The following is a 16,516-nucleotide window of genomic DNA, read 5'->3' on the forward strand; positions in this document are numbered from 1 at the left end:
AAGGTCAGGCGCTAGGGGGATCCCCGTAGCGCCTGACCTGTGGCGTGTCACGTGTCCGTTTCCGTAGCGGAATCCTGTGCCATCTCGTGGCCGAGGTTCATCACCCGGCGCGCCAACTCCCCCGGGTCCGGTTCCCCGGCGCCCAGCGCCCCCGTGCCCAGTTCACCCGCTCCCACTTCACCCGTGCCCAGTTCACCCGCTCCCAGGTTCCCGGCGGCACGCAGGTCCTGCCGCTGCGGCCCCGGCCCGCCCAGCAGGACAGCGGACCACAGCGCCTGCACGGTTGATACGGCCACTGTGGCTCCCGTCGGTCCCGCGACCAGCCAGCCGCCGCTGGTCGCGGCCACTTTCGGGGCTCCCGGCCAGGATTTGCTGGCACCATTGATCGTTTGGGCGACGATCAGGTGCTGCCGCAGCGTTCTGGCCGGGCCCAGGACGGGATCGCTCACCACATTTCGTCCGCACGCACCGCACATGTGAGCGTCCCTCCTAGGGCATGACGTCGCCGGAATTGGGCCCGAGTGTCTGCCCCACGTACAGGTTGCCGCCGGGATCGCTGGCCAGGAGCAGCGCCGTCGGGGCAACTTCGGCCGCCAGCCCGAAGCGCAGCAGCGGCAGCCCGGCACGCTTCGCCGCTTTCCACTCCTCCGAGATGCCGTCAACCAGGGGCGTTTCGATGGGTCCCGGGGCAATGTTGTTGACCAGCACGTTGTCGGCGGCCGTTTCCAGGGCCAGGGCCTTGGTCAGCCCCACGACTCCGGCTTTGGCGGCACTGTAGTGGCTGAGCCCGGTGCCGCCCTTGATGGCCAGCTGGGAGGCGATGTTGATGATCCGGCCCCACTTCTGCTGCCGCATCTCCCCCACCACCTCCCGGCAGCAGAGGAAGACACCGGTCAGGTCAACGGCAATCGTCTCGTTCCACATGGCAAGTGTCATGTCTTCCAGCGGCGATTCCGTCAGCAGGCCGGCACTGTTCACAAGAATGTCGATGCTGCCGAGCCGGGACCGTGCTGCGGCAAAGGCCGCCTTCACGCTCGCCTCGTCTGAGACGTCGACGGCGATGCTTCCCGCCGCGCCCGACCGGTCCAGGATGGCGACTCTGTCGCCGTTGGCGGTGAAGGCCTCGGCGATGGCCTTGCCGATGCCGCTGGCTCCGCCCGTGACCACAACGGCGCGGCCCTCCGTGTTTCGGGAGGCGTCAGGGTTGTTCATGTTTGTCCTTCCGAGGCTTTTCAGGCACGCATCTTGATGGTGAGGCCGCCGTCAACAATCAGGGACTGGCCCGTGACGTAGACAGCGTCATCGGAGGTCAGGAAGCCGATCACGCTGGCAACTTCCTGGGGCCGTCCGACGCGGCCCCAGGGGATTTCCAGACCGGCGCGCTGCAGGCCCTCGGGCCCGAGGGAATTCACCGGATCCAGGGACTGGGGAGTTTCGATCAGTCCGGGGATAACGGCGTTGGCGCGGATGCCGCGCGGCCCCAACTCGGCGGCCACACTGCGGATCAGGCCGAGCACGCCGGCCTTGGCGGCTGCGTAGTGGGCATGTTCCTCCCAGCCGTAGACGCCGCCGGCAATGGAGGATACGGCAACCAGCGATCCGCCGTCGGTCATCTTCGCGGAACCGGCGCGCAGGGTCCGCATCACGCCGGTGAGGTCGACGTCGAGCATGTCGTGCCAGCGCTGGTCGGTCATCTCCGCCAGCGGCGAGTTGCGCAGGATTCCGGCGTTGGCCACCGCGTAGTCCAGGCGGCCGTATTCCTGTATGGCGCGGTCGGCGAAGGCATCGACTGACGCGGTACTGCGGACGTCCACTTCGTGGATGACCCCCTGGCCGCCCGCGTCCTTCACGAGGCGAAGGGTTTCCTCCGGGTCGTGCGGGTCGCCGGGAAAGGTTCCGATGACAGAATGCACGCCGCGGTGGGCGTAGTGGACCGCGAGGGCCCGTCCAATGCCGCTGGCCGCTCCGGTGATCACGGCCACCCTGTTCTCAGGCGTCATGGGGGTGGTCCTCGAGCAGGGCTTCGACCGGCGGCTTCGCGGCGATCATCAGCAGGCCGGAGAAAAGGGTTCCGGCCGCGCCGACCCACAAGGCTGCAGCACCGGTTCCTACGCTGGCGGCCGCTAGCGTGAACAGGAAACCACCGAGAATGGTGCCGGGCTGGCTCATTGCGCCGATAAAGGCTGTGCCGGTGGCACGGCAGCTGACAGGGTAGCACTCCGCCATGAAGTACTGGATCGCGGCGTACGGTCCGACCAGGAAGAACAGTCCGGCGCCGTAGGTGACGATGATCATGAAGGGGTCCGTGGCAAGGGGGCTGAGCATGATGGCGAAGGAGATGCCGGAGATAATCCAGCCTCCGATGATGGTCCGCTTGCGGCCGATCTTGTCACCGAGCCACCCATGGAAGACATAGCCGAAGTACGCCAGCCCGTTGATGACGATCAGCATCCAGAAGGCGTCAGAAAGTTCCACACCCTTGGCGTTCTTCAGGACAGAACTGCCGAGAATGCTGAAAATAAGGATGCCGAAGAAGTTGAAGATCCAGGCCAGCGACAAGACGATCGTATTCCGGCGCAGGTGCGGCTCCCAGATGCGCTTGAGCGGGGCCGCGGAGGAGTGCTCGACGCCGAAGGCGTGGGCCAGGGAATGGGCTTCCTCGGTCTTGCCGCTCTTCTCGAGTTGGGTCAGCTTGTGGTGCAGTTCGAACTGCGGCGTCTCCTTCAGTTTCTTTGCGATGACCCACACGATGATCGCGGCCGGAACGGTCGCCATCAGGTACAGGGCGCGCCAGCCGAGGGACGGGAGGAAGACGAGGGCGAGGGCGCTCGCAAGCAGGAAGCCCAGCGGCCAGCCACCCTGGATGAAGGAGTAGTGGAAGCCGGGGCGCTTGCGCTTATCCGCGACTTCGGTGACCTGGTAGACCTCGTTCATGTAGGTGGCGTTGACGGCCTGCTCCGAGAACCCGAGCCCGCCGAAGGAACGGACCAGCACCAGCATGCCGTTGCTGAGGAACGGGATCCCGGTCGGAATCAGGGCCGTCAGGCCCGAGACAATGGCGGTCCCGCCGATAGTGGTCATCATGCCCTTGCGGCGGCCGAGCCGGTCAATGACCGGGCCGATTCCGAAGCAGACGATCGCGGTGCCGACGGCGATCCAGGTGTTGATTGCGTACGCTTCGGTCGCGGTCCAGCCGAACTCCTGCTGCATGGCCGGCAGGAGGGTGCCGAAAAGTCCGAAGTCGAACACGGCGACCGTCCAGGCACAGAGCGCCAGGACGGTGGCGACGGTTGTGTGGTGCTTGGAGAATACCGGGAAGCGGCGTTTTTCGTCCGGTCCGGGTTGCGTCAGATCGACGGCGGGCTGCTGGATGGTCATTACTGGTTTTCCTTTCGGGGGCTGCGGGCGAGGAAGGAGTCCGCGATCTGGTCGAACTTCAGCCAGCTGACGCCTTCGTGGGAATTGATGTGTTCGATGAGGCGCTCGAGCATGAGCAGCACTTGGGGGCGGCCCGAGACATCCGGATGGATGGTCATGGTGAAGACGGCCTGATCCATTTCCCGGTACACCCAGTCGAACTGGTCGCGCCACATTTGTTCGACGTCCCGGGGACTGACGAATCCGTGGGAGTTCGGGGCCGCCTTGATGAACATCATGGGAGGCAGGTCGTCCAGGTACCAGTTGGCCGGGATCTCGACGAGGTCGGTTTCGGTGCCCCTGACCAGCGGCTCCATCCAGGTTTCCGCGGCCTTGGTGTAGTCGATCTTCTTCCAGCTGTCGCCGACCCGGACGTAGTAGGGCTCGAAGTCCTTGTGCATCAGGGAGTGGTCGTATTTGATCCCGCGTTCGAGCAGGATCTCGTTGGTGACCGGGGAAAATTCCCACCAGGGAGCAACGTAGCCCGTGGGCCGACGGCCGGAGACTTTCTCGATGAGTTCGATCGACCGGTCCAGGATGGCGGTCTCCTGCTCGCGGGTCATGGCGATGGGGTTTTCATGCGAGTACCCGTGCACGCCGATTTCGTGCCCGGCGTCGACGATCATCCGCGTCAGGTCCGGGAAGGTCTCGATCGAGTGGCCCGGCACGAACCAGGTGGCGGGCAGGCTGTACTTCTCGAAAAGCCGGATGAGCCGAGGGCCGCCGACCTCGCCGCTGAACAAGCCGCGGGAGATATCGCAGGGCGAGTCCTCGCCCCCGTAGGAGCCGAGCATTCCGGCAACTGCGTCCACGTCCACGCCGAACGCGACTTGGATGTCCTTAGTCATGAGATCAACCTTTCACTGCGCTTTTGTTGAGGTTTGGCTTCTTGTTGAGGTTTGTCTTTGGGCTGTGGATTGTTGGTGACGCTTGGCTTTGGGCGGGATGAACTAGTCAGGGAGCGTGCCCCTCCGGGCGAAGGCCTCCGCGATCCCGGCGGCGGGACTGCCGAGCCTGAGCAGAAGGCTCAGCAGGACAAGCGATTGGGATGGCTTGAGCAGCCCGGCGGGGATGGCACCGGCAGCGCGCAGGTCCTCGCCGCCGCCGTCGCCGTAGCGGGGCACTACGGCACCGGCTTCCACCCGGGTGCTCGTCACCACCACGACGCCGGCAGCGGTGGCGCGCGCGACTTCCTGGCACAGCACGCGGTTAGCGTTGCCCGTTCCCGTCCCCTGGAGCACGATCCCTGCCGCCCCGGCCTGGAGGGCAGCCCGCAGGAGGGTGGCGTCGGCTCCGGGGTAGGCAGCAATGAGGTCCACGCGCGGCGAACCGGCGTCCGCGCCCGGCAGGGGCAACGGGGGAAGGCCTGGTCGTACCGGCTGGATCTCGACCTCGCCGGAGTCGGACACCGATCCCACGGTTCCGAAGTCCGGGTTGGCGAAGGCGTCGAGGCTGGTTGTGTGGCGCTTGCGCACTCCGGCCGCAGGGAAGATGGTCCCGGCAAAGGCCAACAACACACCGATTCCCCGCGCCCGCGGAGAACCGGCGACGGCGATGGCACGGGACAGATTGCCGGGTCCGTCCGGGGAGTCGGCGTCGGCAGCCTGCTGCGCTCCGGTGAACACGACCGGGCGGGGATCATCGTGGGTGAGGTCAACGAGATAGGCCGTTTCCTCCATCGTGTCCGTCCCGTGGGTGACCACGACGCCCAGAACCTGCGGGTCGGCCAAGGCCTCCCGAATCGTGGCGCAGATGGCGATCATGTCCTCGACTGTCAGCAGGTACGAGCCCTTCCGGAAAACGTCGAACACGCGGACCGGATGGGCCGCTGGCACGCCCATGCTGGCAAACACCTGCTCCCCCGTGTCGGACGCCACCGCGGCTCCGCCGGCCTCGGACGCACGTGAAGAAATCGTTCCTCCCGTGGCCAGCAGGACCACGTGGGGGCCAACTAAATCTGTGACGGTCATGTCCACTCCGTTTGTTCTGTAACTGTTTCCGCACGCTTACCCAATCGATTGGGTTGTTAGTTAAAAGTTATTCCTGCCATGTTTCCTGCAGATGCTCCCGGAAGTTTCAGGGGGGTAAATACTTCGCCGCCGGCTCCCGGGATTCCGTCTACCCAATCGATTGGGTACGCCGTTTGATTGACTATAGAATGTGAGGTGGGACACGTCAAGAGTGCCTGGACCAGAGATCCGGGCATTATCAGGCACTCTTGGTGATGACGACCTTTTGAGCTGAGGCAGGGGACTGAATGGAAGAGAGCACGGCCGATGGCCGCACCGTCACGCTGAAGGATCTCGCGAGCGAGCTCGGAATCCACCCCTCGACCGTATCCAGGATCCTGCACTCGGGCTCCGAAGTGGCGCGCGGGGCAGCCTCTGTAGCTACCGCCGAACGCGTGCGCGAGCTCGCGCGGAAGCGCGGCTACTCCCCCGACCCGCAGGCCGCCGGCTTGCGGACGCGGCGCACGCATCTCATGGGCGTGATAGTTCCCCGGCTTTCGGACCTCGTTCTGGCGATTATGTACGAGGGCATCGACGAAGCCGCGGCGGAGCTCGGCTATTCCACGTTTGTTATGAACTCGCGCGATGAGCCCGAGGAACAGCGCCGCAAGACGGACTCCATGCTGGCCCGACGCGTGGACGGGCTGATCATCGGCGACGCGCACCTGGACAGCGGCCTGTTGCGGGAGCTTGCCTCCCGGAAGGTGCCGTTCGTGCTCATGAACCGGCGCGTCCCGGGCTTCCCGTCGGCCACCTGCGACGACGTCCTTGGCGGCGAGCTTGTGGCCGACCACCTGTGGGGCATGGGGCACCGGGACGTCGCCGTGATCGCCGGCGAGCCCTATGCCAGCACGGCCGTCGACCGGACGGCCGGTTTCGTGGACCGCTGGCGTGCGCTGGGCGGGAAGATTCCCCCTGACGCCGTTGTGTGGTCCCGATTCGATACCGGCGGAGGACGGGAAGCGGCCGAGACCATCCTGGCTCACGGCAACTCCCACCCGACTGCACTGTTCGCCGTCAACGACTTCGCGGCCATCGGCGCCATGGGAGCCCTGCGGTCCCATGGCCTCGGCGTCGGCCGCGACGTGGCGGTGGTTGGCTTCAATGACACCTCGCTGGCCGCGGAACTTCCCATCCCACTCTCTTCGGTCCGCTCGCCCATGCTTGATATCGGGCGGACGGCGGTGCAGCTCCTCAAGGGCGTCCTGGACGGCCGGGAGGTCGAATCGGTCAGGCTGGAGCCGGTCCTGTGCGTGCGGGAAAGCAGCGGCTTCGGCATCGCGGCGTGACACTGCAAGAGAATCCTCCAGTCAGTCGAATCAGTGGGTGGACTCGGGCGGCCATGCGGGCACGCGCCGTCCGTCAATCCGTAGCCCAACCGTGCAGGCTCCACGCCCATGAGTTGAGGAGCCCATGACTTGAGAGTAGTGACCCGGGTCACAGCGTCCTATCGGAGGTTCGCCCAAGATTGGGGCGACTTTTAGTGCAAACTGCCCAGTCCCTTTAGCGGGCGGCCGCAACGATGCCGAGGGCGAGCATGCACGTGGCGCGGACTTCGCCATCGGACAGGTCCAGTTTCAGCAGCTCCTCGATTTTCCGCAGCCGGTAGCTGAGCGTATTCCGGTGGATGAAGAGTTCATCGCAGATCTTCGCGGAGTTCCCGCTGTGGCGCAGGTACGCGCCGAAGGTCTCCCGCAGCGAGCTGCCGCCGTCGGAGGCCAGGGGCGCCAGCAGCCGTTGGCACATCGCAACCAGACCCGGACTGGGCAGTCCCTGCACAATGCCGGCGAGATCTGCCAGCGGCGCCTGGTGCACCCCGGGCCGTCCCACATGACGGCGGGCAAGCTGAAGCGCCAGCGGCAGTTCGCTGAGGCCCGCGGATTCCGAGACGATGACGGACAGTTCCGGGGCGTCCGTAAAGAATCCGCGCGCAGCATCCAGTAAGTCGGCCGCCGAGTGCCGGTGCTGCAACAAGAGAGTCGTGAGTCCGGCCTCTTCCATGAACCGCACAGTGCCGAACCCGGCCTGTAGACCCACCCGGGCGCGCCATGCGATGGCGCGCAGCTTTGCGGGGGCCACCTCTTCTGAGCTGCCGATCAGCACCGCACCCCAGTCGCTGTCAGGATCGAAGCCGGACTCGAGGGCGTAGCGGCGCAGCGGCGTGGACGGCTCGCCGCGGTCCTCATAAAGGGCCTCCATGAAGCGTGCGGCTTCCCGGGAATGCAAGGGCGAATGGGACCCGAGGGTATAGCTAAGCTGCATAGCGATGACAGCGGCCACGGGGCCCAGAATGGGCTGCAGCACAATGTTGCTCCCGATCCCCTCAATGGCAAGCCTGAACTGCTCGGACTCGCCGCTGGGAAGGCGCAACGCGGTCCGCGCGGTCCCGCCGTGAGCCGCTCCCGCGGAAACAAGCTCGAAGGCGTTCTGGTCGATCACGGCCACCCTCGCATCGATGGCATCCGCCACCCTCTCCAGGACCTCCGCCAGAGAATGCCCGTCGGCCGCCAACCGGGTGCATTGGTCCGCCAGTTCCCAGCCCTTCCGCAACTCCTCATAGCGCTCGGCAGCGATGACCCGCTCCACGTGCCGCATGACCAACACAAAGGGCACCTGCGGCGCGAGCTCCAGCAGCGGCAGGCCGTGCACCTCGCAGGCACGGAGCAGGCCGGCCGGCAGCTCGCTGTGCGCCGCGCCCAAGCCGAACGCCAGCCCTGAGACGGGGACGGAAACCAGCCGTTCCACGTAGGCGTCCCAGGTCCTGAAGTCCTTGACGTTCAAGCCCATGCCGTTGGTCAGCACCAGGGCGTTCACGCTGAGGAAGGGCGTGGGGTCCATGTGTTCGGTGGGAGCGCACCAGGTGATGGGCCGGGCCAGTCGGCCCTCGCCGCCCGCAACCCGAAGCCGGATGTTGAGATCGGCGTTGTCTGCTAAATCAGAAATTCGCACGGGGCCCTCCCACTACGGCGGGCGTCCCCCACCGGACAGTGCAATAACCATAATTGATGCCCGCAGATTCAGCGACCTGCACAATATCGGGCACGTGAATTGCTGAGTAGCGTTGCACCCATGCAACCCAATGTGACTCCCGACACTTCTTCAGGCACCTCAGCCCACGCCTCTCCCTTCAGCGCTCCCCCCGCCTCTCCTTTCGGTCAAAGGCGTGTGCTCTTGAACTCCGATATGGGCGAAGGCCTTGGCCTCCACGAGTTCGGCAACGACGAAGAACTCATGCGCATCATCGACGTCGCCAACGTGGCCTGTGGGTATCACGCCGGCGATCCCGACGTCATGGAACGGTCCGTGGCGTTGGCTGCTGAGCACGGCGTGGCGGTCGGAGCGCACCCCGGCCTGCCGGACATTGTGGGGTTCGGACGCCGCCGAATGGTTCTCACCCCGGCCGAGGTCGAATCGATCATCTTGTATCAGACCGGAGCCCTGACGGCGTTCCTCGCAAAGTACGGGCTGGAACTGAACCACATCAAACCCCACGGTTCCCTCTACGGCATGCTGGCCGGCGACGAGGAACTGATGCAGGCTGCCGCCGGCACAGCCTTGCAGTTCGGCGTTCCGTTTTTCGGGCTCGCGGGGACCGCCCACGAAAGCGTGTGCCGGTCCATGGGGGTGGATTTCGTGCCCGAACTCTATGTTGACCTCAACTACGGCCCGGCCGGTGAGCTGCTGATCCAGCGCCGCCCGGCGCCCACCGATCCCGACGCCGCCGCCGAGCGTGTCAGCAGGGCGCTGGCCGGCAAGCCCGTCCTCGCCGTTGACGGCACCGAGCTGGACATCCGGTTCCAAAGCATCTGCGTCCACTCCGACGCACCCAATTCTGTCGCAGTGGCCACCGCAGTGCGTGCGGTCCTGGGCTGAACCGATCTATCCAAACCATCTGAAAGAGAGCATCCCGTGGCAACCATCGTTTCCCCGCTCCCCGGCGTCTTTTATCGCAAGCCCGGCCCCGGCAAGCCGCCTTTCGCCAATGAAGGCGACGCCATCGAGGTCGGACAGACCCTCGGCATTATCGAAATCATGAAGCAGTTCACCGAAATCCAGTCCGATGTGGCCGGCACCCTGGAGTCGTTTGAGGTCAACGAGGGCGACATGGTCAACCCAGGCGACGCAATCGTCGTCGTCCGGGAAGGATAGCCATGAAGAAACTGCTCATCGCCAACCGCGGCGAGATTGCCGTTCGCATCGCCCGGACCGCCCGTGAAATGGGCATCGAAACATTCGTGGTGGCCAGCGAAGCCGACGTCGAATCCTTGGCTGCCCGGTCCGCTGACCACGTCGTCGTGGTGGGTCCGGCGCCTGCCACCGCCAGCTACCTGAACCAGGACGCCATCGTCGCCGCGGCCGTGGACAACGGCTGCGATGCCGTCCACCCGGGCTACGGGTTCCTCTCCGAGAATGCGGACTTCGCCCGGAAGGTCGCTGATGCGGGCCTGATCTGGGTGGGGCCGCGTGCGGACGCCATCGCCATGATGGGCAATAAGTCCTTGGCGAGGGAATCGGCCCGGAAGGCTGGCGTCCCCGTGCTCCGTGGCTCGGACGGCCCCCTCGATCCGGCGGCCGACGCCGTAGAAATCGCCCGCAGCATCGGCTACCCGCTCGTGATCAAGGCTTCCGCCGGCGGCGGCGGCCGGGGCATCCGCTTTGTGCACAGCGAAGGCAAGCTTCTGGAATCCATTGAGCAGACACGCGGCGAAGCGGCTGCTGTCTTCGGCGATCCCACCGTTTACCTGGAACGCTTTGTCCAGCATGCCCGTCACGTGGAGGTACAGGTCCTCGGCGATGGAACAAACTTCATCCATCTCGGCGACCGCGACTGCTCTATGCAACGGCGCTCCCAGAAGGTCATTGAAGAAGCACCGGCGCCGGACCTCCCGGACCACGTCCGCCAGAGGATCCGGGATTCCTCCGTGGAACTCGCCCGCGAGTGCGGCTACAGCGGCGCCGGAACGGTCGAATTCCTCTATGACCCGGTCAACCATGAAGCGGCGTTCATCGAAATGAACACCCGGATCCAGGTTGAGCACCCGATCACCGAGCAAATAACGGGCGTCGATCTGATCCGCGAACAGCTGCAGATCGCGTTCACCGGGGCGATGTCCCTCCGCCAGGACGACATCGCATTCAATGGCCACTCCATCGAATGCCGTATAAATGCCGAGGACCCCGACCACCACTTCTTCCCCAGCCCTGGCCTCATCACGGCCATGGACTGGCCCGCCGGCGCAGGCGTCAGGGTGGACACCGGGGTGGAGACCGGTTCCACGGTCACTCCGTACTACGACTCCCTGATGGCCAAGCTGATTGTGCATGCGGACACCCGCGAAGCGGCCATTGAGGCGATGCTGACGGCCCTGGATGAGACCCGCATCGAAGGCGTCAAAACCACCATCCCGGTGCACAAGAAGCTGCTGAGCCGGCCCGAATTTGCGGCCGTCACCCACCACTCGAAATTCCTTGAAACCGTCCCCGATCTGATGGAGGCACAATGAGCAGCCCGGAACCCGCCGTGTTGGAGGCCCGTTACACCTGGGGCGGAGACGAATTCCTGTTCGTTGAGGTCGCAGAGTCCATGAGCCTGGCCGCCAACTTCCGGGTGATGTCCATAGCAGCGAAGCTTTCGGCCATGCAGCTGCCCGGCATCGTGGACATCTGTCCCGCCAACGCCTCGCTGCTGGTGCGGTTCGATCCCGATGTCCTGCCGCCGTCGACCCTTGAAGAGACCGTCCGGACCATTGAAGGGGATCTGGCGCACCATCACGACCATTCGCTGGAAACCCGGATCGTCGAGGTCCCGGTCTGGTACGAAGACCCTTTCACGGCGGAAGTGGCCGAGCGATTCCGCGAAGGATTCCATCAGGAGCCCGGCGGCACCGACATTGACTACGCAGCCAAGGTCAACAACCTCAAGGACGCCGCCGAATTCATTCAGCGCCACCATGAGCAACCATGGCTTGTCTCCATGGTTGGCTTCGTCGCAGGCCTCCCGTTCCTCTTCCAGCTGGTGGAGCAGGAAAAGCAACTCGAAGTACCCAAGTATCTGAGTCCGCGCACCGACACCCCCAAACTGACCGTGGGCCACGGCGGCTGCTTCGGCTGCATTTACTCCGTGCGCGGTGCCGGCGGCTACCAGATGTTCGGGGTCGCTGCCGCGCCCATCTTCGATCCTGCCCAGTCCCTGGCCGATTTCAAGGACTTCATGGTGTTCTTCAAGCCGGGCGACATCGTGAAGTTCAAGCCCGTCACCGAGGCCGAATACAACACCATCCAGTCTGAGATCTCCGCCGGAACGTTCCGCTACCGGCAGGTGCCCGTGACATTTGATCTGTCCAGGGCGCTGGCGAATCCCGCGGGCTACAACCAGGAACTCATGGAGGCCCTCAATGGCGTTTGACATCAAGAACCCCGGCCTGGCCACCACAGTCCAGGACCAGGGACGCACCGGCCACTACAACGTGGGCATCCCGCAGAGCGGTTCCCTGGACCAATACTCGGCCGAACTCGGAAATGCCCTGGTGGGCAACACCGCCAAGGAAGCCGTCCTCGAATGCACGTACCTGGGCCCGGTGCTGACCACCGACCAGGATGCCGTCGTCGCCGTCACCGGGGCACCGGTTGAGGTCAAGGTCAACGGCGACGCCCGGCCGCAGTGGACCCGGCTCCAGCTGAAAGCCGGCGACGAACTCAGCTTCGGGGTCATCCGGGGAGGCACGCGCTACTACATCGCCGTCCAGGGCGGCATCGATGTTCCCGAGGTGCTCGGCAGCCGGTCCACCTACAGCCTGGGCGCTATCGGCGGGTTCCATGGCCGCAAGCTGGAGGCCGGGGACCGGATTCCGGTGGGCGCCCCGCTCAACGCCGGAGCCCTGCCCGACGCCGATACAGTTCCGGAGGAATTCCGTCCCCTATTCGCCAAGGAACAGGCCGTCCGGATCGTCCTGGGCCTTTACGACCACCGGCTCACCGACGAAGGACTGGACAATCTCCTGCACAGCGAGTGGAAGGTGACCCCGGTGGCTGACCGGATGGGGCTGAGGTACTCAGGTCCCGGGGTGCAGTGGAAGGAGCGGGAGCAGCCATTCGGCGCCGGCTCCGATCCGTCCAACATCGTGGATGCCGGCTATGCTGTCGGCTCCATCCAGATTCCCGGCGGCACCCAACCGATCATCCTGCACCGCGATGCCGTCTCCGGCGGCGGTTACGCCATGGTGGGCACGGTCATCAGCGCCGACATGGATCTGGTGGCCCGGGCCGCCCCCGGCACATCCACCAGGTTCGTGGCAATCAGCCTGGACGAGGCCCTTGTGGCGCGCAAGGAACTCGCCGAGCTCAAGAGGAACGCCCGTGCGGCCATCGGCGCCGGCGGCTGAGTAGCGGCCGGCGGATCAGGGCGAACGGACCGGCACACGAACCTTGTGCTTCTGTGCCCGCGGGTCCTTACTGGTGGGAGGAGACCAGGCCGCCCGCCACCAGGGCGCGACATCGCAAGGATCCAGCTCCCGGTTCAACGGTTGGGGCGGCAGGCGCTCCAACCGTCGAACCTGGATCTAGGAGGATGGACATGTTCGCTCGCGTCAGCACGTATCAGCCCGGCCCGGACAGCTCCGGGGCACCGTCGGAGGACACCGTGAACCGGGTGCTCCAGCTGCCGGGATGCCTGGGCATCTACTACCTGCTGGGGAAGGACAGCAAATCACTGTCAATCACGCTGTGGGCGGACGAGCAGGCCCTCGCCGGCAGCCAGGAGGCCGCAGCCAAAATCCGCACCGAAACCAGCGCCGAGCAGCACATGCAGATCCTGGGCGTGGAGGAATTCGAAGTGCTGACCAGGCAGCTCAAGGACTGATCGTCAGGACGGGGCGTAGCCAGGGGCCAGGGACGACCGGCTGAAGTCGGTCTGCCACACATCCATGTCCTGCCCGTCGGCGTCGGTGAGGACGTAGTCGGGCCAGCGGTCAAACGCGGAACAAGGATGGGAAATCCCGAAATCCAGCGTGTCGATGACATCCACTCCGGACACCCCGGAGAGCACCGTGTGATGGTCGAAGAGATTGCGCACCGCTGCGGTTGCGCCGGGCTTGAGGGCTCCGTCCGCGGTCCGGACCGAGAGGACGCTGGGCAGTCCGGCGTCGTAGGGAAGGTCCCGCTTGCCGGCACCGACGACGGCCATCCCGTCTTCGGGGGTGGACAGGACCATCGCGCGAACGGACAGCGCCGGAATGAGTCCCGGAACGGGGCTGACGGCGGCATAGGTGCCGTGGTCGTGGGTGACGTAGCAGCCCGATCTGAGAACAATTCGTGTTCCGGGCACCTGGCCGCGATCGGGAAGGAACTCAACCACGCGGTCCGGGAACGCGGAACCACCCATGGAGTAGATGGGAGTGGCTGTCTCAAAGAACTCCGCCGCTTCCAGATAGATGTCCCGCACCAGCCGGCAGTGCCGGTCAACCGCTGTGACGTTATCCTCGGCCCTGCTGTTGGGCACGACGCCTTCATACCCGGCAACACCCACCAGCCTCAGTCCCGGCGTGGCACGGACCAGCCCGGCCAGCCGCAGACCCTCGGACAGGCTGCGGATGCCGGTGCGCCCGCCGGGAGTTCCGACGTCGATCAGCACCTCCAGGTCGGCCGCCGCGCCGTCGAAGATCTCGGCAGCCACCTTCACGCCTGCTGCCGAATCGACGAAGCAGCGGATTTCCCGGGCGGGATCTTCCTCCAGCCACGCACGGACACGCGTTAGCCCGGACCTGTCGACGATCTCGTTGGCGACGAGGACGCGCTGATGACCCCAGCGCAGTGCCGAGGCGACTTGATCCACGGTGGCGACGGTGACACCGACGGCGCCGGCCGCCAACTGCCGCTCGATGATTGGTGCCGACATCGTTGTCTTGACGTGCGGCGCGAGATCCACGCCCCGCTCCCGGCACCACGCCGCCATGACCCGGATGTTGTTCTCGAGGGCAGCGCTGTTGAGCCGCAGTTGCGGATACGCCGGCGCCGTGAGGGGCGTTGCCGCGAAGTCCGCATCGGTTCCGTCCGATCTTCCGCTCAGCCTGCTCACACGTATCCCCTGTTCTTCGATCCCAAAATTCTGCCTCGACTCCGACAAATCTACTGGACTGACGTGTCTACTGGAGTGACGTGCCTCTGGCGGCACGCCCTGGCCCGGGCCGCCTAGACGTCCAGCGCCGGGTTCCGGTCGAAGAAGCCGGCCGGCTTGAGCCAGAACGCGACTGTGTCCACCGGCATGACCGGCCACTCCTCCGGCCGTGGGATGTGGTGAATGCCGAAAACGTACCAAAGGACGACGTCGGTGTTTTCAACGGACCGCCCCTGCCGCACCCATTCGGGCATTCCCAGCCCGCCTGTGCCCTGGTTCACGAATTCGCCGGCGGGCCAGCGTTCCGCGGCATCGTTGGGCGTCACCCATACCGTGTGCCCGATGACCTCCGCACGCTGGAAAACCGGAGATGCCGGGTCAAAGAACGACGGGAAAGCTGCGCCGGGCACCAGCTTGTACGACACCGGGGTCCCGAGCCCATTGACCGAGTTGTCGTTCGTCACCGTCCAGGCCCGCTGGGTCTCCCAGGAGTAGTCGTCGTGCCCCTCGGTCGTGATGGGGGTCTTGTTCTGATGCAGGGCGAGCCCGTACGGATTGTCCGGACCCATCGGGACCATCGCGGTTTCCGAACGGTAAACGGTATTTGCGGTGCCGTCGATGTCCAGGTCGAGCCGGGCCACGAGGAAGTGCTGGTGGAAGGGTGCATAGGTCCGGTTGTCCACCAGCGTTCCGCTCGGATGCTGCTGGCCCTCGCCGAAATGGCTGACCACCATGATGCCGGTGGCCCTCACCTCGCACTCAATGTTCCCGTCCTGGTAGAAGCGCCAGTACACCAGGTATTCATAGTTGGCCACGGTGACATGGAAAGAAATCACCAGTCGACGTATCCGGCGCACTTCCATGCCGCCGTCGTGGTCGATGTGCTTCCATAACACCGCCCCATCCTCTTCGTGGATGCAGATGGCGTTCCTGATGGTGTAGGGCTCCCCCGCAGAATTGTGCATGACCGCATCCAAATACCGGATTTCCCCGAGGCAGTCGCAGCCCAGTTCCAGCGACGTCGTCATGAATCCCAGACCCCATTCGCCGACGTCGAACGCGGTGCGCCGGTAGTGGTCATCGCTGGGATCCCGGTAGGGAACGGCCATTTCGGCGAAGGACAGGCGGTTCGCGATCGGCCGTTCGCGGCCGCCGTCGCGATAGCTGACCCGGTGCAGCGTCAGCCCTTCGCGGTAGTTGAACCCGACGCGCAGGGACCAGTTCTGCCAGCTGATCCTGTTGCCGTCCATCTGAAAGGAAACGCCTTCGGGCTGGACAATGTCCAGCGGCTTGAGCGGTTCGCGGGTGCTTGCGTCGCGGAGCCGGTCCGGGATCAGCGCCGGGATATATTCGCCCATGATCTCGGGACGGTCCACCGCAAAAGTGTCCTCGATGTCCAGCAGCTCCATGGACGCCAGGTCAATGACGCAGTGGAACCCGTTGACCGGCCCCGCATACGGGTTGGCGCCCGCACGGGCACGGACCCACGTGTCGGACCAGCCGATCCGGCGCCCCTGGTGCTTCTCCGGGATCATTGACAGGCCATAGGTCCACACGTCCATGAAGACCAGGGACAGATCAGTGATGCCGCGCTTGGCAAGCGCAGCGATCACCTGCGGGTGGCTGCGCAGCGCTGCGTCAGCTTCTTCCCACTCGTCGACGGTCATGTTCGCCTGAACGCCAGGGATATGGGTGAAGGAGAGGACAACCCCGTGGGTCAGCGATAACCGCGCCTGGTAGGTCTTGTTGGAGGACCGTTCGAAGCAGTTCACGCCGACGATCCGTTCCGGAGCCGGCGCGTCGGCAGCGGCTTCGAAGGCGGCGACGGCAGCCTTTTCCGGTTCGATCAGCTCGATTGCGGCAAGCCGCCACGCCGGAAACGTGACGCCTTGTGCGCTGGCGAGCAGCTCCGCCGCGGCACGGAACTCGTCCGCGCTCAGCGGATCCAGCGGATGAGACGGTGCGGCCCTTCTCACGG

The 16,516-nt window shown here is 65.3% G+C and carries 16 protein-coding genes; 7 read left to right on the top strand and 9 right to left on the bottom strand.

From position 1 onward, the window contains the following. Positions 1–47 precede the first annotated feature (47 nt). From AC1DGD_RS04405 to AC1DGD_RS04430, 6 genes are all read right to left on the bottom strand, one after another. The gene (locus tag AC1DGD_RS04405) at positions 48–449 is read right to left on the bottom strand and encodes a hypothetical protein (protein WP_476856018.1); all 402 of its coding nucleotides are present in this window, start codon (positions 447–449) and stop codon (positions 48–50) included. A gap of 40 nt (positions 450–489) precedes the next feature. Continuing rightward, positions 490–1,212 (bottom strand): SDR family NAD(P)-dependent oxidoreductase, encoded by a 723-nt coding sequence (locus AC1DGD_RS04410; protein ID WP_476849520.1) that lies wholly within the window; start codon positions 1,210–1,212, stop codon positions 490–492. 20 nt (positions 1,213–1,232) lie between these two features. Next, positions 1,233–2,000 carry an SDR family NAD(P)-dependent oxidoreductase gene (locus tag AC1DGD_RS04415; RefSeq protein WP_476856019.1) on the bottom strand — a complete coding sequence of 256 codons (768 nt, stop codon included), beginning with the start codon at positions 1,998–2,000 and terminating at the stop codon, positions 1,233–1,235. Beyond that, complete coding sequence (locus AC1DGD_RS04420; protein WP_476856020.1) at positions 1,990–3,378, bottom strand: MFS transporter; 1,389 nt, start codon at positions 3,376–3,378, stop codon at positions 1,990–1,992. The genes AC1DGD_RS04415 and AC1DGD_RS04420 overlap by 11 nt, the downstream gene beginning before the upstream one ends. Further along, entirely contained in the window at positions 3,378–4,265 is an 888-nt protein-coding gene (locus AC1DGD_RS04425; protein WP_476849518.1) for a polysaccharide deacetylase family protein, read from the bottom strand. The genes AC1DGD_RS04420 and AC1DGD_RS04425 overlap by 1 nt, the downstream gene beginning before the upstream one ends. Before the next feature lie 102 nt (positions 4,266–4,367). Further along, positions 4,368–5,387: an asparaginase gene (locus AC1DGD_RS04430; RefSeq protein ID WP_476856021.1), complete on the bottom strand. Its 1,020-nt coding sequence runs from the start codon at positions 5,385–5,387 to the stop codon at positions 4,368–4,370. A 287-nt stretch (positions 5,388–5,674) separates the two neighbouring features. Here AC1DGD_RS04430 and AC1DGD_RS04435 point away from each other — a divergent pair, with 287 nt between their 5' ends. Then, positions 5,675–6,715 (top strand): LacI family DNA-binding transcriptional regulator, encoded by a 1,041-nt coding sequence (locus AC1DGD_RS04435; RefSeq protein WP_476856022.1) that lies wholly within the window; start codon positions 5,675–5,677, stop codon positions 6,713–6,715. A 214-nt stretch (positions 6,716–6,929) separates the two neighbouring features. Here AC1DGD_RS04435 and AC1DGD_RS04440 read toward each other — a convergent pair whose 3' ends face one another. Continuing rightward, positions 6,930–8,375 carry a PucR family transcriptional regulator gene (locus tag AC1DGD_RS04440; RefSeq protein WP_476849515.1) on the bottom strand — a complete coding sequence of 482 codons (1,446 nt, stop codon included), beginning with the start codon at positions 8,373–8,375 and terminating at the stop codon, positions 6,930–6,932. Between the two features lie 216 nt (positions 8,376–8,591). Here AC1DGD_RS04440 and pxpA point away from each other — a divergent pair, with 216 nt between their 5' ends. The 6 genes from pxpA to AC1DGD_RS04470 all read left to right on the top strand — a co-directional run bounded on the left by pxpA (position 8,592) and on the right by AC1DGD_RS04470 (position 13,284). Then, a complete protein-coding gene (gene pxpA / locus AC1DGD_RS04445; RefSeq protein ID WP_476856023.1) occupies positions 8,592–9,299 on the top strand; it encodes a 5-oxoprolinase subunit PxpA in 708 nt (235 codons plus the stop codon). A gap of 36 nt (positions 9,300–9,335) precedes the next feature. Continuing rightward, positions 9,336–9,575 carry an acetyl-CoA carboxylase gene (locus tag AC1DGD_RS04450; RefSeq protein WP_028276237.1) on the top strand — a complete coding sequence of 80 codons (240 nt, stop codon included), beginning with the start codon at positions 9,336–9,338 and terminating at the stop codon, positions 9,573–9,575. A 2-nt stretch (positions 9,576–9,577) separates the two neighbouring features. Then, a complete protein-coding gene (locus AC1DGD_RS04455) occupies positions 9,578–10,930 on the top strand; it encodes an acetyl-CoA carboxylase biotin carboxylase subunit (protein ID WP_476849514.1) in 1,353 nt (450 codons plus the stop codon). Further along, positions 10,927–11,832 carry a 5-oxoprolinase subunit B family protein gene (locus AC1DGD_RS04460; RefSeq protein WP_476856024.1) on the top strand — a complete coding sequence of 302 codons (906 nt, stop codon included), beginning with the start codon at positions 10,927–10,929 and terminating at the stop codon, positions 11,830–11,832. Before AC1DGD_RS04455 ends, AC1DGD_RS04460 begins: the two co-directional genes overlap by 4 nt. Further along, on the top strand, positions 11,822–12,808 hold the full coding sequence (locus AC1DGD_RS04465) for a 5-oxoprolinase subunit C family protein (RefSeq protein WP_476856025.1): 987 nt from the start codon (positions 11,822–11,824) through the stop codon (positions 12,806–12,808). The genes AC1DGD_RS04460 and AC1DGD_RS04465 overlap by 11 nt, the downstream gene beginning before the upstream one ends. 191 nt (positions 12,809–12,999) lie before the next feature. Beyond that, positions 13,000–13,284 carry a hypothetical protein gene (locus AC1DGD_RS04470; protein WP_476856026.1) on the top strand — a complete coding sequence of 95 codons (285 nt, stop codon included), beginning with the start codon at positions 13,000–13,002 and terminating at the stop codon, positions 13,282–13,284. Positions 13,285–13,287: 3 nt separating this feature from the next. Here AC1DGD_RS04470 and AC1DGD_RS04475 read toward each other — a convergent pair whose 3' ends face one another. Together AC1DGD_RS04475 and AC1DGD_RS04480 are read right to left on the bottom strand one after the other, a co-directional pair. Beyond that, positions 13,288–14,499, bottom strand: coding sequence for an alanine racemase (locus tag AC1DGD_RS04475; RefSeq protein WP_476856027.1), 1,212 nt, complete (start codon positions 14,497–14,499; stop codon positions 13,288–13,290). 113 nt (positions 14,500–14,612) lie between these two features. After that, a complete protein-coding gene (locus AC1DGD_RS04480; RefSeq protein ID WP_476856028.1) occupies positions 14,613–16,514 on the bottom strand; it encodes a primary-amine oxidase in 1,902 nt (633 codons plus the stop codon). Positions 16,515–16,516 lie beyond the last annotated feature (2 nt).

The sequence above is a fragment of the Arthrobacter sp. 05T45 genome, from assembly GCF_056395875.1.